Below are 20,778 nucleotides of genomic sequence, written 5' to 3'. Positions count from 1 at the left end.
TATTTTATCTTGTTAAGTTAGCTTTCAATCTACTTACTTGCAAAGATGCGCTCCTCTTCGAGGGCTTCGCTAACGCACTTTCGCATCCGCTATTTCTTAACTCGTCAACTGCAAATCCTTCGTCCTAAAATGACTCATCGCCTCCGCTAAATGCTTCTTCAAAGTCGCCTCCGGTAGCGGCCCTTTTAAATGACTCCAAGGCAAAACCTGATCCAATTCCCACTCTTGAAAAACATAAAAATCCATCTCAGGCAACTGTCCGCGCAACTCCTTAAATGCCCGCCGATAACTGCCCAAAGTATCGCCGTAATGCCGCACTAATTCCAACAGCCGAGACAACCGCCGATCGCCCTTTGACAACAAACCCTGAATCACAGACCAGTTATAGCTTTCAGGTCTAAATTCTAAACCTAACTTACGCAATTCTTTATCTAAAAACTTCAGCCTCTTCTCCGCATCTTTATTCACTCCAAACCACTGAAAAGGAGTGTGAGATTTGGGGACAAAAGTGCTGCATCCCAGAGTCAACCGCAAACCGGGAGCGGCTTTTCTAATCGCCCGCATCATCTCCACCGTCTCCTCTAAATCCTCCATTTCTTCGCCGGGAATTCCCGCCATTCCGTAAAGTTTAATTCCCTTTAATCCGCCAGCTTTAGCATTAATAGCAGCTTGGATAATTTCGTCATTTGTGAGTTTTTTGTTAACGATTTTGCGGAGGCGATCGCTCCCGCTTTCCACCGCAATTGTCACAGATTTGCTGTCTCTGTTGGTCAATATTTCTGCTAGCTTAACTGTCACCGTATTCGTCCTTACCGAAGAAAGACTCAGCCGCACGCCGTCGTATTTCGGATGATTCAAATGATCCAGCAACGCTTCAAATTCCGGGTGCTGAGTGACAGAAGCACCCAACAAACCCAAACGATTAGTCACAGCTAAACCGCGATCGATCGCCGGAATTAGCGAACCCTCCAAACTCGCAGTTCTAAACGGCAAAGTCAGATAACTTGCCAAACAAAAACGGCACATTTCTGGACAACTACGAACCACTTCCACCATGTAAATATTTTCCCAAGCCGCTTTTTCTGTCACCACAGTGGAAGCAGATAAAGTATTGCCGCGATAAGTCTGTTTTTCAACCATACTGGGAATTCCCGAATCGACAGGCTGAATCGATTTAATCCCCTCAGTTGCATCCAGATAAGTTACCTCGTACAAACTGGGGACGTAAACTCCCGGAACTTGGGCTAAATGCCGCAATTTAGTTTTTCTGTCGGCGGTACGGACTTGTTTACAAGCATCAATAAAATTGTCTATGAGATGTTCGCCATCTCCGAGCAAAATCACATCAAAAAAATCGGCAAAAGGTTCGGGATTAGCAGTAAAAACCGGGCCGCCGCCGAATACGATCGGATGATTATCAGTTCGTTTTGACGCCCAAATCGGAATTTCTAAAGATTCCAATAAATTGAGAATATTTACATAGTCTAGTTCCCAAGAAAGCGAAAATCCCAGTAATTCTGGATTTCGGGGAAGTGGTTCGCTGATATCAGTAAATAAACGGCCCACTTCAATATCCGATCGCACAGCCAAAGTGGCCCACACTATCTGATAGCCGAGACTGGTAATACCCACCGTGTACTCGTTGGGAAAAGCAAAAATAGTCGGGATAGCATCAGCATCGGGGGTTGCTGGGACAAATAGTAAGCGTTCTTGGGCAAAGGGATTAGGATTCACGGGCAAATTTAGTTTTAACAATAGGTCTGTTCTTATCTCATTTTAAGGCATTTCCAAAGTCATTGTAGGGTGCGTCAGGGTTGAATGTGGCGACCACAAACTAAGGAGATCCCCGCTGACGCACCCTACAGTTAGTTAGCTGTTACATCCGTTACATCCGAAGAAAGCGAATCTGTTGGCGAACTTCCTTCTTGCTTCTTCAAATTTACTCTGAAATAGAATCGCGATCGTCCTGACTTCTCGGCGGCGGCGGTGCACTGTGAAAAGTTGCAATCAGCAAACAGATAATCCCAGCATTAATAAACACATCGGCTAGATTAAATACGGGGAACCGAATGATCCGAAAATCGATAAAATCTACAACATGGCCCGAAACAAATCGATCGATCCCATTCCCTAGTGCTCCCCCCAAAATCAAACCGTAGCCAGCTTGTTCCCAGCGGTTAATTCGCGGCCCGAACCAAGCCAGCACAATCAATCCGACACTAACGCCCAAAGACAGCCAGCGCAACCAAATCGCCCCGCCATTGCTGAAAAGACTAAAAGCCGCACCGGTATTAACAACATAAGTGAAGTGAAACACCCCAGGTAACACCGCCTGCGTCTGCGGAGGAACCGTCAAGTCAAAATTTTGCACCACCCAAAACTTAGCCAGGTGGTCTAAAACTAAACTGATAACAGCAGCTACCCAGAACAAGGGATTTCTTTTAAAACGCATGAATTAAGCAATAGAAAATGGGGCATCGGACATGAGAGAATTTACTCCAATCTCACTTGTCATTGCGAGCAGAATGCAGTGGGTCAAAGCAATCCCAGCCGCAGCGCGATAACTCTCCCGTTGGGCAATGATAGTATAACCTTATTTTGCACAATTACCAATCCCCGATTACCAATTCCCAATTACCAATTCCCAATTCCCCAATTAATAAAACATCAAGCGGCGTAAAGTAAATGACAGCACTGCGATCGCACAAACTACCGCCAATTGTCCCGGCAGAGGATAAACCGAATATTTAAGAATCTCATCGAATAAAGGTGTTTTTTTGGCCGGAGGCAGCCAGTAAGTAAAAATTAGATAAATTAAGCCGATCGCGTGAACAGTGAACAAACCGCACAAACAGCTAAAAGCCATAGATTCCAGCCGCGAAGCCACCTTAAAAGCCACCCAGCCGCACACCCAAGCACCAGGCACAAAACCCAGCAAATACCCAAAACTCGCTTCTTTGAGATAGCCGATGCCGCCGCCTTGAGAAAAAACTGGCCACAAAGTTAATCCTAATGCCAAATAGGCAATTTGCGAGAGAGCCGCAGCATTTTTCCCCCCCATGCAGCCTACTAGCAAAACGGCTCCAATTTGATAGGTAACACCTAAAGAGTACGCCTGAAGTCCTCGATCGTCCCACAACCCAACAGGAATTGTGACAGATGCAGGCAAAAAAGTGCCTCCTATCGTCAGGAGCAAACCAATAACAGCCCAGATTAATTCAATAGGAGCAGGCATTATAGCAGAAGAAAGAAGGAAGACAGAAGTTGCAATCGACCGTTTATGTTTGTGCAATTAAGAACGTCCTAACCGTCAGGGCGGTTGCTATATCATCAAACGGCCTTCCTCAGAAGGTATTTGTCCGATGCCAGCTTCAATGCCCCCAGTTTTTAAATTCTTAATAGTAGCACCACTGTCAAAATAACCACCATTGTATGGTTTTCTGGTTCTCAAGCCTAGATATTGTGATAATTTAATGGGGAATTTTTCGCGATCGGGCGATCGAATCCTGGTTTCCGTACAAATCTATCTTGCCTTTATCTTAGAAAATCAGCCTTGTCAAGCTCATCAATTAATTAATAATATTAATTAATATTAAATTGCCATTAAGTGTAAAGATTCTTAACCTAACCTTTACTTTTGCGCGCTATGCTGGTGCGGGACACCCGTATAACGATCGCAGATTTTTTATACCTATGCTTTTTCGTCTCAACTTGATTAATTCAAACCGTCTGACTACTGCAATTTCCGCTATGGCGATCGCCCTCAGTGTAGCAGCTTGCGGCGGTGGCAGCACAACCACAAGCAGCAGCCCCAGCCCCGGCGACACCGCAGCATCCCCCGGCGCATCCCCCGTTGCAGCCACCGGCACAGCGGAAAACACCAAACTCGCCCTAGCCTCAGACGTAGCCATCACCGCAGCCGGCGCCTCATTCCCCGCCCCCCTGTACCAGCGTTGGTTTCAAGACTTCAACAAAATCAACCCCAAAGTACAAATTAACTATCAATCAGTAGGCAGCGGCGCCGGAGTCGAACAATTTACCAAAGGCACAGTAGACTTTGGGGCCAGCGACACCGGCATGAAAGACGACGAAATCGCCAAAGTTCCAGCAGACAAAGGCGTGATCTTGCTGCCCATGACAGCCGGCAGCATCGTCATCGGCTACAACCTGCCAGACTTAACCGAACCACTGAAACTGCCACGGGATGTTTACGCAGATATCTTCGCCGGTAAAATTACCAAGTGGAACGACCCCAAAATTGCAGCAGCCAACCCGGGCGCTAAATTGCCAGACCAAGCCATCACCATCGTCCACCGTTCCGACGGTAGCGGTACCACCGCCGTCTTCACCAAACACCTGAGTGCCATCAGCCCCGACTGGAAAAGTGCAGTAGGCGACGGCAAAACAGTACAGTGGCCCGTAGGCGTAGGCGCAAAAGGCAACGAAGGCGTGACAGCCCAAATTCTGCAAACCGTAGGCAGCCTCGGCTACATAGAATACGGCTATGCCAAAAACAACAATGTCAAATTTGCATCTTTGGAAAACAAAGCAGGCAGCTTTGTCGCACCTACCGACGAATCAGCTTCTCAAGCTTTAGCAACTGTGCCGATGCCGGAAAACCTGCGAGCATTTATCGAAGACCCCGAAGGCGCTCAATCCTATCCAATTGTCACCTACACTTGGATGCTCGTCCCCAAAACAGTTACTGACCCCAACAAAGCCAAAACCATCGAGGCAATGGTTGAATACGGCTTGAATGAAGGTCAAAAAGTTAGTTCCGAATTGGGCTACGTTCCTCTGCCCCAAAACGTTAAAGAAAAAGTAGCCGCGGCCGCTGACGGCATCAGCGCAGACTACAAGATTGAGGTTGCCAAATAGTAAGAGAAGTCAGTGGGCAGTTGACAGTTGGCAGTTGTTAGTTGACAGTTGGCAGAGGGAAAAAAGGAAGAAGGAAGAGAGATATTTCTGTAGGGGCGGGTTCACCGACAATAATTGCCTAAAATCAATAATCTGATAAACCCGCCCCACCCAACGGTAAATCGCCATCTACCTCTTTCAAAATACAAGGGTCAGGTTTTACCAGAAATATTTGTTGAAAAGTCAGGGGATTAATAAACCCGCCCCTCTGTGATTTTATTTATCGTCTTTCTTTCTGCTTCCTTCTAGCTTTTTCCGAAACAGGCTATTTTCGGCTACTATATATTTGGTTTTTTTTTCTATGATTTCAGATAATAACAGCGCTCAATCACAGAGCCGATCGCGCTCTGGGGCAGAAAAATCCTTAGACCAAGGCTTTATCTGGCTGACGCGGATTTTGGGCATAGGAGTTGGTGTAATTTTGCTGGTAATCGCGCTCACCGTTGCTTATCGGGCTTTACCGGCGATTCAACAGTACGGTTTGGGCTTTCTGTTTGGCAGTGATTGGAATCCGGTTAAAGAAGAGTACGGTGCGCTGCCGATGATTTACGGGACGATCGTCAGTTCGGCGATCGCGCTCCTAATTGCAGTACCATTAGGAGTAGGGACTGCCATCTTCTTGAGTGAAGATTTTTTGCCGCTGCCAGTGCGTACCGCTTTAGTTTTTTTAGTAGAACTTTTAGCCGCCATTCCCAGCGTAGTCTACGGTTTGTGGGGAATTGCTGTATTGATTCCCATGATTACCACTCTCGGCAAGTTTCTCAACGGCACTTTCGGATGGCTGCCGATTTTTAGCACCTCGCCAGTGGGCCCGGGAATGTTACCAGCAGGAGTAATTTTGGGAATTATGACTTTGCCGATTATTACTGCCATCTCCCGCGACTCTTTGGCAAGTCTCCCGCCCGATTTGCGGCAAGCATCTCTAGGTTTAGGAGCTACTCGGTGGACAACAATTTTTAGAGTGCTCGTACCGGCGGCTTTTTCCGGTATTGTCGGCGGAATTATGCTTGGGCTCGGTCGCGCGATGGGAGAAACAATGGCTGCGACTCTGTTAATTGGCAATTCCAATCAGTTAAGTCTTTCTGTGCTAGCTCCGGCAAATACTATTGCTTCTCTGATGGCAAATCAGTTTGCGGAAGCCTCCGGGTTGCAAGTAGCAGCTCTGATGTACACTGGGCTAATTCTGTTTATTATGACACTGATTGTTAATATTTTAGCAGAGTGGATTGTTTCTCAAGTAAGAGCGAAGTACAACTAGAAGTTTGCCGCCATTTCCTACAGAGTTTTAGTTTATGTCAAATAGCGTCTCCGATGAGAATCCTTTGGTATCGAAAACAGGCAGTTTAAAGAAGGTTAAAAACAGCCCACAAGCGCTGTTTAGTCTGGGGATGACTGTACTGGCTGGAGCTAGTCTGGCCATAACTCTGCTGCCTTTGTTTGCAGTTCTTTCCTATGTCACCGTACAAGGTTTCAATCGTCTGAATTTAGACTTGTTTACCAAGTTGCCACCCCCGCCCGGACTATCGGGAGGCGGTATTGCTAATGCAATTCTCGGTACATTGATGACGGTGGGAATTGCTTCTTTAATTGCTGTTCCTTTTGGTGTATTGGCCGCCGTTTATTTGTCGGAGTTCAGCAGCGGCCAAGTAGCTCGCTGGGTACGCTTTGCTACTAATGTCCTCAGCGGCGTTCCTTCGATTATTGCAGGGGTATTTGCCTACGGTTTGTTCGTGGTAAATATGGGAGGTTTTTCGGCAATTGCAGGGGGTGCGGCGCTGGCTGTGCTGATGTTGCCGACGATTGTGCGGACTACTGACGAAGCTCTACAAATCGTCCCGCAAGATATTAGATGGGCCTCGGTTGGTGTGGGTGCTTCTAATTATCAAACGGTGTTGCAGGTGGTTTTGCCTGCGGCAATTCCGGCTATTTTAACGGGTGTGACGCTGGCAATTGCTCGCGCTGCTGGAGAAACTGCTCCTTTGATTTTCACGGCGCTGAATTCGCCTTTTTGGCCGGCAGGATTTGATAAGCCAACTCCGAGTCTTTCGGTTTTGGTGTACAACTTTGCAACGGTTCCTTTTAAGGCACAGAAAGAATTGGCCTGGGCGGCATCTTTGATTTTGGTGATTATGGTTTTGCTGACGAGTATTCTTTCTCGCTGGGCTACTCGCCAAAAAGTTTATTGAAGGAAGAAGGGCACGACACGGATTTGGACACCGATACACGGATGAATTTAACTGTGTTTCCTTTCGTCTCCTACTTTCTGTGTCTCCCAGTCTCGCCTTCTTGTTATTTTGTAAAATTCGATTGGATAATTAGCAGTATGATGATGGATTTAGACAAGCAAACGGAAACAATTTTACGGACAGAAAATATCAATATTTTTTACGGCGCTTTTCACGCGGTTAAAAATGTTTGTATGGAGATTCCTAAAAATCGCATTACTGCTTTGATTGGGCCGTCTGGCTGCGGTAAAAGTACAATTCTGCGATGTTTTAACCGCCTCAACGATTTAGTTAACGGTTTTCGTTTAGAGGGTAGAATTGATTACTACGATCAAAATCTTTACGCTCCTGATATTGATGCTGTAGAGGTGCGCCGCAAGATTGGGATGGTATTCCAAAAGCCGAATCCTTTCCCGAAGTCGATTTATGACAATATTGCTTACGGTGCGAGGGTAAACAATTATAAGGGGGATATGGATGAGCTGGTAGAAAAATCGCTCAGCCAAGCTTATTTGTGGGATGAGGTGAAGGATAAGTTGAAGCAAAGCGGTTTTTCTCTTTCGGGTGGCCAGCAGCAGCGTTTGTGTATTGCTAGGGCGATCGCGATTAATCCTGATGTAGTGTTAATGGATGAACCTTGCGCTTCTCTTGACCCGATTTCTACGATTAAGATTGAGGAGTTGATGCGGGAACTCAAGGAAAAGTATACGATCGTGATCGTTACTCACAATATGCAGCAGGCTTCTCGGGTTTCTGACCTGACTGCTTTTTTCAATGCTAAACTTTCTGACGATGGGAAGCGGTTTGGCTATCTTGTGGAGTGTGACAAGACTGAGGTAATTTTCCAAAGTCCAAAGGAAGAGTCTACTTTAGATTATGTCAGCGGCCGTTTTGGTTGATTCCGCGACAGGTTTCAACCTGTCGCTACACAAACGAAGTTTCTTTCTAAGAGACTAAATATCTTTAATTTGCTGAGTCTGGTAGCGACCAAAAAAACCGCGTAAAACTTTTCTGAATTTAGAATCCCGCTTTCTTGGAGAAAGCGGGATTCTGGATTTTATGATTAAAAGCTCGATCTGAGATGTTGCACCATTCTCAATAAGCTTTTTAGGAACAGGCTTTCCGGCCTGTTCCACAAGAAAATTCACTCTTTGTGGAACAGGCCGGAAAGCCTGTTCTTGACAATGGTGCAAGATGTGAGTCGATCGCACTTTTTGCAGATACAAGCCGCTGATTTTTGTGAAGAAATGCTCGAAGAGTTCACCAAAAAACTGGGTCTGAAGCCCCGTCCTTTCAGGACGGCTTTTCCTTAACCTTGAGGCTCCTGATTGACTATAAATACATCAGTTTTAGTTCTACCTACAGATTTGCAGCGATCTTCAACGAGTGCAAATTTAGATTCCTTCATCTAAAAAATTTCAACGTTTGTTCACGCTCTTTTCCGGTGTTTGGCTGTATTATATTACAACAAGGAGGACTACTCATGTTTGGCTGTCAACAAAATTTAATTCGGGCTGATTCAGATGTTCAAGCTATTCTTGAATACCTGTGTTCCGAAGCTGCCAAGCTTTCTAATTGCGGAACTTACTATGGCCGCCAGCTATACTTTAAAACTGGTAAAATCCCAAGCCGTGATCAGTTGCACAAAGTTTTGGGTACTGAAAATCGGAACCGACACTATCAAGCGTTCTACTCTGATACTGCCCAACAAATATTGACGGGCGTAGCAGAGTCTTTTAAGTCATTTATGGGATTACTAAGAGCTTTTAAAAGTGGGGTAATTACGGAACGCCCGAAACTACCAAAATATCGTCAAGGCGGAAGGGCACTTGTGACATTTACAGGTAGGTCGGTAAAACTCAAAGAAGGAATGTTGAGATTCCCCCTTGGAAGCAAGGTTAAAGCGTGGTTCGGCTTAGATGCGTTCTTTTTACCGATACCCTCTAATCTTGATTTTAAGTCGATTCGAGAGTATCGCATTCTTCCTCGTAACGGCTGTTTCTACCTAGAATTGGTCTACAAAGTAAACCAAATACAGGCAGATATAGACCCGACTAAGTGCTTAATGATTGACCACGGCGTAGATAACTGGCTAACTTGCGTGAGCAATGTCGGTACAAGTTTTATTGTTGATGGCAGGCATTTAAAATCGCTCAATCAGGGATACAACAAACGGGTGGCATTTCTGATGAAGGGAAAAGCTAATGAATTCTGGTCTAAAAGACTTGCCTGCTTAACAGAGAAACGTAACCGCCAAATGCGAGATGCCGTCAACAAGGCAGCAAGGAAGGTAATAAACCACAGCTTAAAAAATCGGATAGGAACGATTGTATTCGGCTGGAATAAGGGACAAAAAAAATCTGCCAATATGGGAAACACAACTAATCAAAAGTTTGTGCAAATCCCTACGGGCCGATTAAAAGATAGAATTGCTCAACTTTGTGAGCAGTACGGATTGAAATTTGTGGAAACGGAAGAATCTTATTCATCCAAAGCGTCGTTTGTTGATAATGATTCGCTACCTACATTCGGCGAAAAACCCGAAGGGTGGCTTCCAACTGGCAAACGAGTTAAGCGTGGTTTGTACAGAACAGCTCAAGGTTGGTTGATTAATGCAGATTGCAATGGTTGTGGGAACATTGGTAGAAAAGTAGCGATAATGCTTGGACTCGATCTAAGCGGAATCGGTAGGGGTGCTTTGTCAGCGCCTTTAAGACTTAAATTATGGTCTTAAGAATCCCCGCAGCTTCAGCGCGGAGAGTGTCAAATATTCTTCATCCAATGCTTGAACAGGTTTTCTTTGACCATACTTTGCCGCATAACTTCGAGCAAGTATTCCTGAGCTTGGTCTTGGCTTAACCTTTTGACTTCTTCGCGCAGCACTTGAAGTTTGAACTGCTGTTCCATGCTGAGGCTGGTTGTAGGCATATCCATAAATCGCTCCTCCAGTTTGCTGAGATTGATGCGAAATTGATCGGAATGACGTTTCGCAGAATTTGTTGTGTCTCCTATATTGTAAACTATCATAACATTCGCTTGACAATATGTCCAAAGTAGACATTTTGAGACTAATTTGTGTAGCAAAAGTACATCTAAGTGGGGGGAGCCTTATCATAAAAAGGCGTAAAGACAGGGAAGCCTAAGCCAAAGGAGATAGTTTGTATGGATGCAATGGAGTTTTTTCAAAGCAGTGCTGGGGAGTGGCGATCGCAGCGCAGCACTCACCACCTCGCTTTCCGCCAAGCGGAGATTGGGGATTCAAATATTCAGGTAACAGCCCTAGCTGCGGATGATGCGAGAGTCGCAGAGATTTGCAAGATGCACGAAGTCGATCCGAGTCGGGCTGCTGGGGGGGCTTTTGTAACCTGGCACGGCTCGATGGCGTGGGATAAGGATGATGAGAATCATAAAGGGTCTACGGTGTTCGCGATCGTCCCCGATCCTGAAAATCCCCGACAGGGCTTGATGTTGCGGGAACGGGGCTATGCGGAAATTGTGCCGGTGGCTGGCCGTTTTGAGATGGATGACGAGGATGGGCTGCTGCTGATTACCGAATACGAGACGATGAGTTCGATCGAGCGTTTCTGGTTTGCTAATCCGAACGTGCGGATGCGGACGAGTACCGTAAAGCGCTTTGGCGGTTTCAGCACTTCGACTTTTTGTACGGAAATTCGGGTCGAACCAGACTCGGATGCAACATCAGAACCCGCAGCAGCTCAAGTGGCCGGCAGCGAGTTTTATTCGGCTCTGGGTTGGTAATTTGGCTGTTGGATGTTGACTGTTGACTGTTGACTGCCCACTGCCCACTGCCCACTGCCCACTGCCCACTGCCCACTGCCCACTGACAACAGTCAACTGACAACTGACAACAGTCAACAAATGTTACAGATTGTTGCAAAAATTCAGGAAAATCAGATTTAGATTGCGGGAATCCCCTAATCTGTATGTTGGTTAGTTGTATCCGTTTTGCTGGCAGCTCACGGTGTCAACTATTTCTGAAATTTGAGATAACGGAGATTTTAACGTGGCGCTTCCTTTATTAAGCTACGCCCCCAAGAGCCAAAACCAGCGCGTTGCTGGTTTTGAAGTGGGGAGCGACGAGCAGCCGAGAATTTTCACAACTGAAAATGTGCTCTCGTCTGGAGACATGGAAAATTTGATTTGGGCTGGATATCGCCAGATTTACAGCGAACACCAAATCCTCAAGAGCAACCGCCAAAAGTCTTTGGAGTCGCAACTCAAGTTCGGCCAAATTACTGTGCGGGACTTTATTCGCGGTTTGGCGACTTCTTCTCCTTTCTTGGAGCGGAATTATCAAACTAACAGCAATTACCGGTTTGTGGAAATGTGCGTGCAGCGCGTTTTGGGCCGGGATGTGTACAGCGAGCGCGAAAAGATTGCTTGGTCGATCGTGGTAGCAAATAAGGGGCCTCAAGGCTTTATTGACGAGTTGGTCAATAGCGAAGAGTACCTCGATAAGTTCGGCTACGATACCGTACCTTACCAGCAGCGCCGAATTTTGCCTCAGCGAGTTGGAGGAGATACTCCTTTCAACTTGAAAACGCCCCGCTACGGTGAGTACCACCGTTCGCAGCTTGGCTTCCCGCAAATCATCTGGCAAACAAGTGTCCGCCGTTTTGTTCCTCAAGAACAGCAGGCGAAGGCTGGCGATCCGTCCAACTATTTGGGTATGGCGCGCAATATGCCCATTCCTACTACTCCGCCGCAGCGCGTGGCTCTGGCTAATATCAATATCGAGACGATGGTTCCCCGTCGCCGGTAATTGATGCTGCCCTGATGCAATTATTTGTGTCGGGCGATCGACTGAATCGATCGGCTTTTAGGCTGAGAGAGTTTTGAGTCTTGAGTTTTGAGGTTTGAGTTTTTTGATAAACTTGGAATCCAAAACTCGGGACTCATAATTTTTGGGGAAAAAAGGAAGTTCGGCAACGAGCAATCTACAGGATTTAACCATAAATATTAGACTTGAATTGAAGCTATTCTTTGCTCTCCTATCTTTAAATGTATCTGCGTTCATCTGCGTGCATCTGCTTTCATCGGATCGCTAATTAAATAACTTACAATTTTAATTGTTATTGTGGGATGGGCGTCCCGCCCGTCCAAAAAGAACGGGCGGGACGCCCATCCCACAATCTTGTGGAAGTTATTTAATTCTCATTCCATCTGCGGTTTCCCTATTACATCAAAAATTTAGGCAAGAAGTTTAATCAAGAAAAAAGGCAGGGGAAAAAATGTTTATAGTAAGGACTTTAGTCATTAAAAAGGTAAAGGATCTGGTTCTGACGGTAACAGACTTACACCAGTATAAGCTGATTGGAGTCGATCAAAAATGTATTCAAAAGCTTCTTCAAAGTGTCTGGGTTCATCAATGAGAATCTTGAATTCGTGACCCCAAGGATAAACGGTGACAATGAAATTGTCAATAACTTTGTTAACACTCAAAGATATTTCGACTGTTTCGCGATCGCCCTTTTGGGGATTTTCGGGATTTTCGCAAACATCGATCGCACCATCAAAATACAGAATGCCATTGTCATCAAACTTCTGATTTTGGTTTTGAATCGGGCATTCCAAATAATCGCTCATTTGCTTGATAAAAATGTCACTAAAATCCTGACAAGCTTCGCAGGATTCGCGGTATGCTTGCCGGGATGCGGCGTAAGCTTTACAAAGTTCCTCAAATTTAGACATAGAAATTACCAGTGTTAACTGCCCAACATATCAAATATTAGCTCGCAGACGCAATATTTTTAACAAGGTGTTGAATTGATCTGGTAAAGGTGCGATCGCCTCTATTGATTCTCCTGTTACGGGATGCTGCAATGTCAGCCGCCATGCGTGGAGGGCTTGTCCGGTTAAATTGACGCCGATAGAACGGTTGGAACTGTACATCGGGTCGCCCACAATCGGATGTTTTATCTCGGCTGTATGCACGCGAATTTGATGGGTGCGGCCTGTTTCTAATTGATAGTGCATTAAGCAATAGTTGCCAATTCTTTCTTTGATTTTCCAGTGAGTAACTGCGGGGCGACCGCCTTTTTCTACTGGTACTACCGCCATTTTTTTGCGGTCTGTGGGATGCCGTCCGATGGGTAGGTCTATTGTGCCTGTTTCGGTGTTGGGAGCACCGTAAACTATGCCTAAATATTCGCGGCGGGCGGTTTTGGTTTTGAGTTGGGCTTGCAGGTGTTGGTGGGCAATGTCGGTTTTGGCGATCGCGATCGCACCTGTTGTATCTTTGTCTAATCTGTGTACGATTCCCGGCCGCTGAACTCCGCCTATTTCTGCTAGGGGACAGTGGGCTAACAAAGCGTTGACTAATGTACCGTCTGCGTGTCCAGCGGCTGGGTGGACGACTAATCCGGCTGGTTTGTTGATGATAATTAGGCTGTCGTCTTCGTAGAGGATGTCGAGGGGAATTGCTTCAGGCTGCAACTTTGTGGGCTGGGTTTCGGGTAAAGTGAGGTGGATGCGATCGCCAGTTTTTACTGATATTTTTTTCGATGTGCAGGTTTCGTCGTTGACTTTGACGTTACCTTGTGATATGAGGCTTTGGATTCGCGATCGGGATAAGTCCGGTATCTGGTTTGACAGCCAAATATCTAATCGCTGATTGACATTACTGCGATCGAATTCCTCTGTATTTTCTACTGTGTAAATCTGTGCCGCAGTGTCTGTTTCTATCATTTACTTTCTTTGGTAATCGGTAATCGCTAATTTAAAATCGATCGATTTGTATGCAGTACATATCTTGTAGGGGCGGGTTTCACCCATAATAATTGCCTAAAACCAATAATCTCGTAAACCCGCCCCCACGAACACGGTAAATCGAAATCTACATCTTTCAAGATACAAGAGACTGGTTTCACCGACAATTATCGCAGTGGCCGCACTGCATAGATTTCGCCTCATTTGCAAACCCAAAAGCTTGCAGCAAAAATTGCCACCTGCACTCGCGATCTTTCAAATATTTTACCATTTCCTCAGCGGCTGTAAAGTTGGATTTTTCCGCTTTTTGCTGGGGAGATTTATTGATCGCATAATTAAAAGGATCTTGCCATGTTAATTGTCCGCTGCTGTGCAAGATTGAAAGGGCGATCGCACTTTCGGGAAATTCGCGGGAAACAGCTTCTATATCGCCTTTAACTGGCAGTTTTTTTGCTAATTGCTGAGCTTCTCGGTATTGCGATCGCAATTTATCTTGAAAAAATTGCCCTCTTTGTTTATCTTCAGGATAAAGCAAACCCGTCGGTTCGCTAATCAATGTCAGGGCGATCGCTGGTTTGCCGTCGCGTCCGCCTCTACCAATTTCCTGAATGTATTCCGATAATAGCAAAGGTGCTTGATAATGAACAACCCACCGGACATCGGGCTTGTTAATTCCCATCCCGAATGCTGAGGTACAAGTCACGAATTTAAGCTCATTTTTCAGCCAAGCGTTTTCGATTTTTCGCCGTGATTCTGGACTTAAACCTGCATGATATGCTGCTGTTTTATAACCTGCTTCTTTCAACAAATCTGCCAAGTTCTCGCTATCTTTTCTAGTGCAGACATAGACTAAACCTGCTTGTTTTGGTCGAGCTTTAATAAAATTCAATAACTGCTGTTTTCGCCCTCTCGGCGTCCAGACTGTCTGCACTTGCAGGTGCAGATTAGAACGGTAGGGACTTAGCAAAAATGCTTCGGGTTTTTGCAGTTGCAAGACATTTTTGATTGTCTGCTGTGCTTCCGGGTTGGCTGTAGCGGTGAAAGCTGCGATCGCAATTTTACTGTTTGCTGGTTTAGCTTTCAACAAAGCCGGCCGCACTGTTCCTAAACGGCGGTAAGCTGGTCTAAAAGTATCACCCCACTGCACTAAACAGTGAGCTTCATCTAATATTAAACCGTTGATTTGGATGTGTGGCTGACTGATAATTTCCCAAACAGGTTTGCTGAGTAATGTTTCGGGAGATAGGTACAGTAATCTTAATTTGTTTTGTTGCAGCGACTGCATAGTTTGTCGGCGCTGCGCTGTTGGCAATTGACTGTGGAGGAGGGAAGCGGGAAGATTGCGATCGCGCAATTCTTGTACTTGGTTTTCCATCAGTGCAACTAACGGCGAAACTACCAAAGTTAAGCCTGTTTGTAACAAAGCTGGCAGTTGAAAGCAGATGGATTTTCCGCCACCTGTCGGCATAATTATAATTGTATCTTTTCCGGCTAATAAACTACCGACGATTTCTCCTTGGGGTGGGCGAAAGTCGTCGTATCCCCAATTTTTTTTAAATGTGGCGCGGGCTTGATTTAATGATGTTGGTTCTGGTTGAAAGTTCATTTGACTGAGTTAAAAAACTTGTAGGGTTTCGCCATAACTAACGAATTTTTGGCAAATTCGGATCTTTTCGACAAGTCGAGAGTGGTAATTGTTCACCACCTTGTATCGTGGTAATTTTCATTCGATTTCTATCTGTCACCACATTTAAACAAGCACAGCCATATCCATAATTAACATTAGTTTTGACATATTCATCGTCGTTAAAAGGAGGAATATTGTTCATTCCTCCGGCTTGATATCCCCCTTGCGCCGAGATAGTCCACTGAGCATCTTTGTCTTTGAGATACCAATTAGCAGGCGTGGGATTTATTAACCATCCGCACCTGGTTTCAGCCGCTTTCGCAGGAATAACAACGATCGAAAAAGATGAGATAATTGCAGGTGTCAACCACTTTAGTTTCATAGCTTTACATCCTCATTTTTGAGCGACAATCATACAGGAATTACGCGCTTCGAGAAAAGAAACAGAAACCTGGTTTTTTAGCGAATCTGCGGGTGACAACGAAATATTGTCGCAAAAACCAGGTGTCTAACTACCTGCGTGTAAGTTTTGTCCAAAATCCCAAATCCAAAATCCCCTAAGACTCCTCGCCGTCTCGGCGGCCGAGCTCGTACACGCCGCCACCAATACAGGCGATCGTACCCATAGATACCGCCCAACCAGTACCCAGAGACAATTCGACGCCCCAATTGCACAATCCGCCCACAATCAAAAAGGGCAGAATGCTCAACAGCGAAGCGTAAAAGGCATTTTGAGCTTCTCTGGCTTGGCGGGTTCTTTCAAACTCGGCTTCTGAGGTGTAGAGGGATCTCTCGGCAAAATTCATCCAGCGGTTGAGTTGCAGGATTACCCATTCTGTGAGGGGCGACAGGCCCCAGTATAGGGCCAAAGACCACAAGGACGAACCGGCGATCGCAGTTGCGTCTATGGCAAAACTAAAGGGAAAAATTTCAGTAAGCATTGCTTGATGTGTTATGAATTTGAGATTTTGGATGACATCCAAAATCCCGGAACTAACTAACTATAGTGTCAAGCAAAAGCTCGATCGAATTCAACCGCAGCACGAATTAGTCTGCCAACTTTTTTTTATCTCCCCTGGGCATTTACCCGGAAGCCTTGACACGGGTTTTGGATGGAGTAAGATACACGTTGTTGATAAACTGATTCGCGATCGCGGGTAGAGCTCAAAGCCAATCTTGCAGCGAATTGGCATAACTTACATTTTGCACCCTTCTCCGAAACGGGCTTTCCGGCCCGTTCCACAAAGGATGATTTTTTTTGTGGGCTGGGCCGGAAAGCCCGCCCCTGAAAGCTTTATTGACAAGGGTGCAAGATGTGAGGCTAACAGACAACGCAAACTCCCACACACATTTAACTTTGAGCCGTGAAAAAAATCCTGCAAGACTCTAGAGGCCCGCTGACGGCAAAACGCTTTTTTCGTTTCAGACAGATGCTGCTGCTGGCACTTTCGATCGGCATTGTGTTGATTAGCCCTTATTTGCAGCTGCAGGTGGTCAAAGCTCAGTCAGGCTTACCAAGCAGAGTAGCGACGGGTAATTTGTGGCAAGAAGCTTCTTTTCCAGTCGAAAACTTTGAAACATACACTTCCCCCTTCGGCCCCCGTGGCGGGGATTTTCATTACGGTTTGGACTTGGCCGCCCCGGAAGGCAGCTATATCCGCAATTGGTGGGGCGGGCAAATTGTGGAAGTTTGGGAAGATGGCCGATGCGGCACTGGTATGGTGGTGCGATCGGGAAATTGGGAACACATCTACTGTCACCTCAGAGGCCGAGTGCTAACGGCTAATGGAGGGCGTTATTATACCGATCGCGAAGGTACTTTGCAAATTTGGCAAGGTCAAACAGTGCCTGCGGGTGCGAGAATTGCCAGAGTTGGGATGACCGGCCGCACGAGTGGGCCTCACTTGCACTGGGGATTGAAGTACGGCGGCCGCTGGGTTGACCCGGCTTTGGTACTCCGGGAAATGTACGCGCAACAATCTTAATTTGTCATTAGTCATTAGTTAGTAGTCATTAGTCATTAGTCATTAGTCATTAGTTAGTAGTCATTTTTCTTGGTTTGTAGTAAGGACTAAAGTCCTTATTTTGTCGGTAATGAGGACTTTAGTCCTCACTACAAACTTGAATAACTAATGACTAATGACCAATGACTAATGACTAATGACTCTTTAGGTTGGTGCCAACTCTTTTTTGGTCAACTCGGTGTACCGCTCGACAATTTGGCGGAATTCGTCGCCGTCGATCGTTTCTTCATCCAACAGCGCTTCGACAAGTTTGTCTACCAAAGCGCGGTTTTCGCGGATTATTCGGCGAGCTTCTTCGTAGCACTCAAAGGCAATTTCCCGGACTTGGCGATCGATCTTGATTGCCATTTCTTCGGAATACTCCGATGGCGAATTCCAGTTCTGCCCCAAAAACACCTCATTGTTGGGACTTTCAAAAGCCACAGGCCCCAAATCCGACATTCCGTAAAGCGTTACCATCTTCCTAGCGAGATTGCTGACTTGTTTGATATCGCTGCTGGCACCCATAGTTACTTCAGCATCGCCGTAAATTTCAGCCTCTGCCGCCCGTCCCCCCAAAGCTACTGTAATCTGGCTTAACAGCCAAGCCCGACTCATCAAACCTTCGCTGTCGAGCATTTCCTCGTCGAGAACCAAGGTAACAAAGCCTCCGATGCCGCCGGAACGCGGAATAATCGTTACTTTTTCAAGTGGATCGGCGTTTTTGAGCATGGTCGCGACTAGGGCGTGTCCGATTTCGTGGTATGCTATCATCCACTTTTTCTTGCTGTCCAGCAGCGGGTTAAGGGTAAGCCCGATCGTGATCCGGTCGATCGCGTCGTGAACTTCTAAGTTACTAATCGTGTCTTTGCGACGCCTCGCTGTGAGAATAGCAGCTTCGTTGAGCAAGTTTGCCAAGTCAGCGCCGGAAAAGCCAGGAGTGCGACGGGCGATCGTGTCTAGGGCAACTTCTGGGTCGAGTTTTTTGTTGCGCGCGTGAACTTGCAAAATCCCCAAACGCCCTTTGTAACTGGGTAAATCTACCGTTACTTGTCGATCGAACCTGCCTGGCCGCAGCAGGGCGGTATCGAGTACGTCGGGCCGGTTAGTAGCTGCAATCACAATCACGCCACTGTTACCCTCAAAGCCGTCCATTTCTGTCAGCAACTGGTTGAGAGTTTGTTCGCGTTCGTCGTTGCCGCCGCCGATACCAGCGCCGCGCTGCCTTCCTACGGCGTCTATTTCGTCGATGAAGACGATGCAGGGCGCATTTTCTTTAGCTTTGCGGAACAAGTCGCGGACGCGGGAGGCGCCAACTCCGACAAACATTTCGACAAATTCGGAACCGGAGATGCTGAAGAAGGGGACGGCTGCTTCGCCTGCGATGGCTTTTGCCAGCATTGTTTTGCCGGTTCCGGGAGGCCCGATTAACAGAACTCCTCTGGGAATTTTTGCGCCGATGGCGTTGAAGCGTTCGGGTTTTTTGAGGAAGGTTACGACTTCTTGCAGCTCTTCTTTAGCTTCTTCGATGCCTGCTACGTCGTCGAACATCACGCCGGTTTTGGCTTCCATTTGGAAACGGGCTCTGGATTTGCCGAAGTTCATGGCATTTCCTTGAGATTGGGTCGATCGGCGTAGGATTGCCATCAGCACTGCCAACACTGCAAAAATCACTAGCAAGTTTACTACTAAACTGACTGCGGCGGCGTTGTCGGCTGTTTGTTTGACTTCAAAGTCAATCTTTTTGGCGCGGATTTGCGAGTACAGTTCTCGGTTGTTGTAGTCGAACAGACTAACTGATTGGGTTTGATCGCTTTTTTGATTTTTTAGCCTAACCTTGGCAGTTTTTTGAGTTTCGTCTACTTCGATTTTACTGACTTGCCCTTTTTCTATGTTGTCGATCAGTTGGCTGTAACTCATGGTGTTTGGCGCGCTGTCGGCAAACACCGGGGTCGAGAGCAATATTCCTTGAGAAATCACCAAACTGCCCAGGATGCGCCAAAGATTCCGTCCTGGAATTGATTTTTTAGGATTCTGGCTCGACTTGTCTTTGTTTACAGCTAGATGCCCCAGCCATGCGTGTTTCCAAGAATTTTTCATATTGCTTTGCCCAAGGTTGAAGAGTGCCAAGATTGACCGCTTGTGGTTTGCTACGTTCATTTATTTTAACAAGATGGCGGGTGTTGGATGGGTTTATCTCTCGTGGGCATCTTCAGAGACCCCTCAAGAGGGGGGGTTTTGAATCCACGGCTTCCTCAATAAACCGGGTTTTTTACCTAATCTGCAGGCTATAACCAAGGATTTTGCTCAAAAAACCCGGTTTCTGGGCCCCCTCCACTGAACTTACCCACGGCTCCTCAAGAAACCGGGTTTTTTACCTAATCTGCGGGCTATAACCAAGGATTTTGCTCAAAAAACCCGGTTTCTGGGCCCCCTCCGTAAATCTAAAATCTCAAATCGAAAATCTCAAATCGATTGACAGTTGCCGATCGAACTTGCTATCTTAATCATAGTCGTAATGAGTACGTTTTACTCAAGCAGTTATTGTTTTTAAGTTTTATGGTAAAAATTGTTGGCATTGGTGGAAGTTTGCGGGCTGGCTCCTACAGCCAGTTAGCGTTGAAGGTGGCAGCAGAGCGGGCGCAGGCTTTGGGCGCGGAAGTTGAAATATTCGATTTGCGATCGCTCAATCTGCCATTCTGCAATGGTGAGAATGATTATATCGATTACCCCGATGTGGAAAAGCTGCAGAATGCGGTTAAGCAAGCCGACGGCTTGATTTTGGCAACGCCGGAGTATCACGGTAGCGTCAGCGGTGCTCTCAAGAATGCCCTGGATTTGATGAGTTTTGAGCATTTGGACGGGAAAGTTGCAGGTGGGATTAGCGTTTTGGGAGGGCAAGTTAACAGCAACGCACTCAACGATTTGCGCGTGATTTTGAGATGGGTGCACGCTTGGGTAATTCCCGAACAAATTGCGATCGGGCAAGCTTGGAAAGCTTTTAGTCCTGATGGTAAATTGTTGGATGAAAAACTGTCTGAAAGGTTCGACGAATTTGCTCGAAGTTTGGTAGAAAATACGCGGAAATTGCGAGGAATTTCGTAATTGTATCTCAGGAAAAACGCACTCCGGGACGCAACTGGCATAGTCTTTGGGTGCGTCAGTTCCAATAATTTCTCGATTTGAAGAGGCTTTCTCTCTAGCAGAGCACCCTACAAGCTGCAATGTAACTGTTAACAGTCAACAGTCAACAGTCAACAGTCAACAGTCAACAGTC

Annotated in this window: 22 protein-coding genes; 11 read left to right on the top strand and 11 right to left on the bottom strand. The window is 46.3% G+C overall.

Annotation, left to right across the window (positions count from 1 at the left end):
• Positions 1 to 96: 96 nt before the first annotated feature.
• The 3 genes from QUB10_RS18940 to QUB10_RS18930 form a co-directional block, all read right to left on the bottom strand.
• Positions 97 to 1,734, bottom strand: a complete 1,638-nt coding sequence (locus QUB10_RS18940) for a radical SAM protein (RefSeq protein ID WP_333204520.1) — start codon at positions 1,732 to 1,734, stop codon at positions 97 to 99.
• A 205-nt stretch (positions 1,735 to 1,939) separates the two neighbouring features.
• Complete coding sequence (lspA, locus tag QUB10_RS18935; protein ID WP_333204517.1) at positions 1,940 to 2,452, bottom strand: signal peptidase II; 513 nt, start codon at positions 2,450 to 2,452, stop codon at positions 1,940 to 1,942.
• A 204-nt stretch (positions 2,453 to 2,656) separates the two neighbouring features.
• Entirely contained in the window at positions 2,657 to 3,235 is a 579-nt protein-coding gene (locus QUB10_RS18930; protein ID WP_333204515.1) for a biotin transporter BioY, read from the bottom strand.
• Positions 3,236 to 3,693: 458 nt separating this feature from the next.
• Here QUB10_RS18930 and pstS point away from each other — a divergent pair, with 458 nt between their 5' ends.
• The 4 genes from pstS (at position 3,694) to pstB (ending at position 8,041) form a co-directional block, all read left to right on the top strand.
• Entirely contained in the window at positions 3,694 to 4,878 is a 1,185-nt protein-coding gene (gene pstS / locus QUB10_RS18925) for a phosphate ABC transporter substrate-binding protein PstS (protein ID WP_333204547.1), read from the top strand.
• 340 nt (positions 4,879 to 5,218) lie between these two features.
• Positions 5,219 to 6,175 (top strand): phosphate ABC transporter permease subunit PstC, encoded by a 957-nt coding sequence (pstC, locus tag QUB10_RS18920; protein WP_333153601.1) that lies wholly within the window; start codon positions 5,219 to 5,221, stop codon positions 6,173 to 6,175.
• Positions 6,176 to 6,209: 34 nt separating this feature from the next.
• Positions 6,210 to 7,103 (top strand): phosphate ABC transporter permease PstA, encoded by an 894-nt coding sequence (pstA, locus tag QUB10_RS18915; protein ID WP_333204513.1) that lies wholly within the window; start codon positions 6,210 to 6,212, stop codon positions 7,101 to 7,103.
• A 137-nt stretch (positions 7,104 to 7,240) separates the two neighbouring features.
• A complete protein-coding gene (gene pstB / locus QUB10_RS18910) occupies positions 7,241 to 8,041 on the top strand; it encodes a phosphate ABC transporter ATP-binding protein PstB (RefSeq protein WP_333204511.1) in 801 nt (266 codons plus the stop codon).
• A 54-nt stretch (positions 8,042 to 8,095) separates the two neighbouring features.
• On the opposite strand, the gene QUB10_RS18905 is transcribed toward pstB, so the two are convergent.
• Positions 8,096 to 8,278: a hypothetical protein gene (locus QUB10_RS18905; protein WP_333204509.1), complete on the bottom strand. Its 183-nt coding sequence runs from the start codon at positions 8,276 to 8,278 to the stop codon at positions 8,096 to 8,098.
• A 15-nt stretch (positions 8,279 to 8,293) separates the two neighbouring features.
• Between QUB10_RS18905 and QUB10_RS18900 the strand changes: the two genes are divergently transcribed.
• Together QUB10_RS18900 and QUB10_RS18895 are read left to right on the top strand one after the other, a co-directional pair.
• Entirely contained in the window at positions 8,294 to 8,455 is a 162-nt protein-coding gene (locus QUB10_RS18900) for a hypothetical protein (protein ID WP_333204507.1), read from the top strand.
• Between the two features lie 170 nt (positions 8,456 to 8,625).
• Positions 8,626 to 9,876, top strand: coding sequence for a transposase (locus tag QUB10_RS18895; protein WP_333204505.1), 1,251 nt, complete (start codon positions 8,626 to 8,628; stop codon positions 9,874 to 9,876).
• Positions 9,877 to 9,905: 29 nt separating this feature from the next.
• On the opposite strand, the gene QUB10_RS18890 is transcribed toward QUB10_RS18895, so the two are convergent.
• Positions 9,906 to 10,076, bottom strand: a complete 171-nt coding sequence (locus QUB10_RS18890) for an NblA/ycf18 family protein (protein ID WP_333139495.1) — start codon at positions 10,074 to 10,076, stop codon at positions 9,906 to 9,908.
• Positions 10,077 to 10,304: 228 nt separating this feature from the next.
• Here QUB10_RS18890 and QUB10_RS18885 point away from each other — a divergent pair, with 228 nt between their 5' ends.
• Positions 10,305 to 10,901 (top strand): phycobiliprotein lyase, encoded by a 597-nt coding sequence (locus tag QUB10_RS18885; RefSeq protein WP_333204503.1) that lies wholly within the window; start codon positions 10,305 to 10,307, stop codon positions 10,899 to 10,901.
• Positions 10,902 to 11,166: 265 nt separating this feature from the next.
• Positions 11,167 to 11,925 carry a phycobilisome rod-core linker polypeptide gene (locus QUB10_RS18880; protein ID WP_333204501.1) on the top strand — a complete coding sequence of 253 codons (759 nt, stop codon included), beginning with the start codon at positions 11,167 to 11,169 and terminating at the stop codon, positions 11,923 to 11,925.
• A gap of 494 nt (positions 11,926 to 12,419) precedes the next feature.
• On the opposite strand, the gene QUB10_RS18875 is transcribed toward QUB10_RS18880, so the two are convergent.
• The 5 genes from QUB10_RS18875 to QUB10_RS18855 all read right to left on the bottom strand — a co-directional run bounded on the left by QUB10_RS18875 (position 12,420) and on the right by QUB10_RS18855 (position 16,439).
• Positions 12,420 to 12,854 (bottom strand): hypothetical protein, encoded by a 435-nt coding sequence (locus tag QUB10_RS18875; protein WP_333204500.1) that lies wholly within the window; start codon positions 12,852 to 12,854, stop codon positions 12,420 to 12,422.
• Between the two features lie 30 nt (positions 12,855 to 12,884).
• A complete protein-coding gene (locus QUB10_RS18870; protein ID WP_333204498.1) occupies positions 12,885 to 13,850 on the bottom strand; it encodes an RluA family pseudouridine synthase in 966 nt (321 codons plus the stop codon).
• Between the two features lie 178 nt (positions 13,851 to 14,028).
• Positions 14,029 to 15,477, bottom strand: coding sequence for a RecQ family ATP-dependent DNA helicase (locus tag QUB10_RS18865; protein ID WP_333204496.1), 1,449 nt, complete (start codon positions 15,475 to 15,477; stop codon positions 14,029 to 14,031).
• A 37-nt stretch (positions 15,478 to 15,514) separates the two neighbouring features.
• Positions 15,515 to 15,880 carry a DUF4087 domain-containing protein gene (locus QUB10_RS18860; RefSeq protein WP_333204494.1) on the bottom strand — a complete coding sequence of 122 codons (366 nt, stop codon included), beginning with the start codon at positions 15,878 to 15,880 and terminating at the stop codon, positions 15,515 to 15,517.
• A 175-nt stretch (positions 15,881 to 16,055) separates the two neighbouring features.
• The gene (locus QUB10_RS18855) at positions 16,056 to 16,439 is read right to left on the bottom strand and encodes a hypothetical protein (RefSeq protein ID WP_333204492.1); all 384 of its coding nucleotides are present in this window, start codon (positions 16,437 to 16,439) and stop codon (positions 16,056 to 16,058) included.
• A gap of 31 nt (positions 16,440 to 16,470) precedes the next feature.
• Between QUB10_RS18855 and QUB10_RS18850 the strand changes: the two genes are divergently transcribed.
• Together QUB10_RS18850 and QUB10_RS18845 are read left to right on the top strand one after the other, a co-directional pair.
• Entirely contained in the window at positions 16,471 to 16,659 is a 189-nt protein-coding gene (locus tag QUB10_RS18850; RefSeq protein WP_333052221.1) for a hypothetical protein, read from the top strand.
• Positions 16,660 to 16,862: 203 nt separating this feature from the next.
• Complete coding sequence (locus QUB10_RS18845; RefSeq protein ID WP_333204490.1) at positions 16,863 to 17,483, top strand: M23 family metallopeptidase; 621 nt, start codon at positions 16,863 to 16,865, stop codon at positions 17,481 to 17,483.
• Positions 17,484 to 17,666: 183 nt separating this feature from the next.
• On the opposite strand, the gene ftsH is transcribed toward QUB10_RS18845, so the two are convergent.
• Complete coding sequence (gene ftsH / locus QUB10_RS18840) at positions 17,667 to 19,601, bottom strand: ATP-dependent zinc metalloprotease FtsH (RefSeq protein WP_333204488.1); 1,935 nt, start codon at positions 19,599 to 19,601, stop codon at positions 17,667 to 17,669.
• Between the two features lie 375 nt (positions 19,602 to 19,976).
• Between ftsH and QUB10_RS18835 the strand changes: the two genes are divergently transcribed.
• Positions 19,977 to 20,606 carry an NADPH-dependent FMN reductase gene (locus QUB10_RS18835; protein WP_445300827.1) on the top strand — a complete coding sequence of 210 codons (630 nt, stop codon included), beginning with the start codon at positions 19,977 to 19,979 and terminating at the stop codon, positions 20,604 to 20,606.
• Positions 20,607 to 20,778 lie beyond the last annotated feature (172 nt).

Source organism: Microcoleus sp. B5-D4, assembly GCF_036705145.1.
GTDB lineage: Bacteria > Cyanobacteriota > Cyanobacteriia > Cyanobacteriales > Microcoleaceae > Microcoleus.
The sequence above is the reverse complement of the archived record's forward strand: the minus strand, read 5'-3'. Positions and strand labels throughout refer to the sequence as shown.

What these genes read in the sequence shown, in the direction of transcription:
- lspA (WP_333204517.1), bottom strand. Translation starts at nt 2,452, where the DNA reads ATGCGTTTTAAAAGAAATCCCTTGTTCTGGGTAGCTGCTGTTATCAGT.
- QUB10_RS18930 (WP_333204515.1), bottom strand. Translation starts at nt 3,235, where the DNA reads ATGCCTGCTCCTATTGAATTAATCTGGGCTGTTATTGGTTTGCTCCTG.
- pstS (WP_333204547.1), top strand. Translation starts at nt 3,694, where the DNA reads ATGCTTTTTCGTCTCAACTTGATTAATTCAAACCGTCTGACTACTGCA.
- pstC (WP_333153601.1), top strand. Translation starts at nt 5,219, where the DNA reads ATGATTTCAGATAATAACAGCGCTCAATCACAGAGCCGATCGCGCTCT.
- pstA (WP_333204513.1), top strand. Translation starts at nt 6,210, where the DNA reads ATGTCAAATAGCGTCTCCGATGAGAATCCTTTGGTATCGAAAACAGGC.
- pstB (WP_333204511.1), top strand. Translation starts at nt 7,241, where the DNA reads ATGATGATGGATTTAGACAAGCAAACGGAAACAATTTTACGGACAGAA.
- QUB10_RS18895 (WP_333204505.1), top strand. Translation starts at nt 8,626, where the DNA reads ATGTTTGGCTGTCAACAAAATTTAATTCGGGCTGATTCAGATGTTCAA.
- QUB10_RS18890 (WP_333139495.1), bottom strand. Translation starts at nt 10,076, where the DNA reads ATGGATATGCCTACAACCAGCCTCAGCATGGAACAGCAGTTCAAACTT.
- QUB10_RS18885 (WP_333204503.1), top strand. Translation starts at nt 10,305, where the DNA reads ATGGATGCAATGGAGTTTTTTCAAAGCAGTGCTGGGGAGTGGCGATCG.
- QUB10_RS18875 (WP_333204500.1), bottom strand. Translation starts at nt 12,854, where the DNA reads ATGTCTAAATTTGAGGAACTTTGTAAAGCTTACGCCGCATCCCGGCAA.
- QUB10_RS18870 (WP_333204498.1), bottom strand. Translation starts at nt 13,850, where the DNA reads ATGATAGAAACAGACACTGCGGCACAGATTTACACAGTAGAAAATACA.
- QUB10_RS18865 (WP_333204496.1), bottom strand. Translation starts at nt 15,477, where the DNA reads ATGAACTTTCAACCAGAACCAACATCATTAAATCAAGCCCGCGCCACA.
- QUB10_RS18860 (WP_333204494.1), bottom strand. Translation starts at nt 15,880, where the DNA reads ATGAAACTAAAGTGGTTGACACCTGCAATTATCTCATCTTTTTCGATC.
- QUB10_RS18855 (WP_333204492.1), bottom strand. Translation starts at nt 16,439, where the DNA reads ATGCTTACTGAAATTTTTCCCTTTAGTTTTGCCATAGACGCAACTGCG.
- QUB10_RS18850 (WP_333052221.1), top strand. Translation starts at nt 16,471, where the DNA reads ATGACATCCAAAATCCCGGAACTAACTAACTATAGTGTCAAGCAAAAG.
- ftsH (WP_333204488.1), bottom strand. Translation starts at nt 19,601, where the DNA reads ATGAAAAATTCTTGGAAACACGCATGGCTGGGGCATCTAGCTGTAAAC.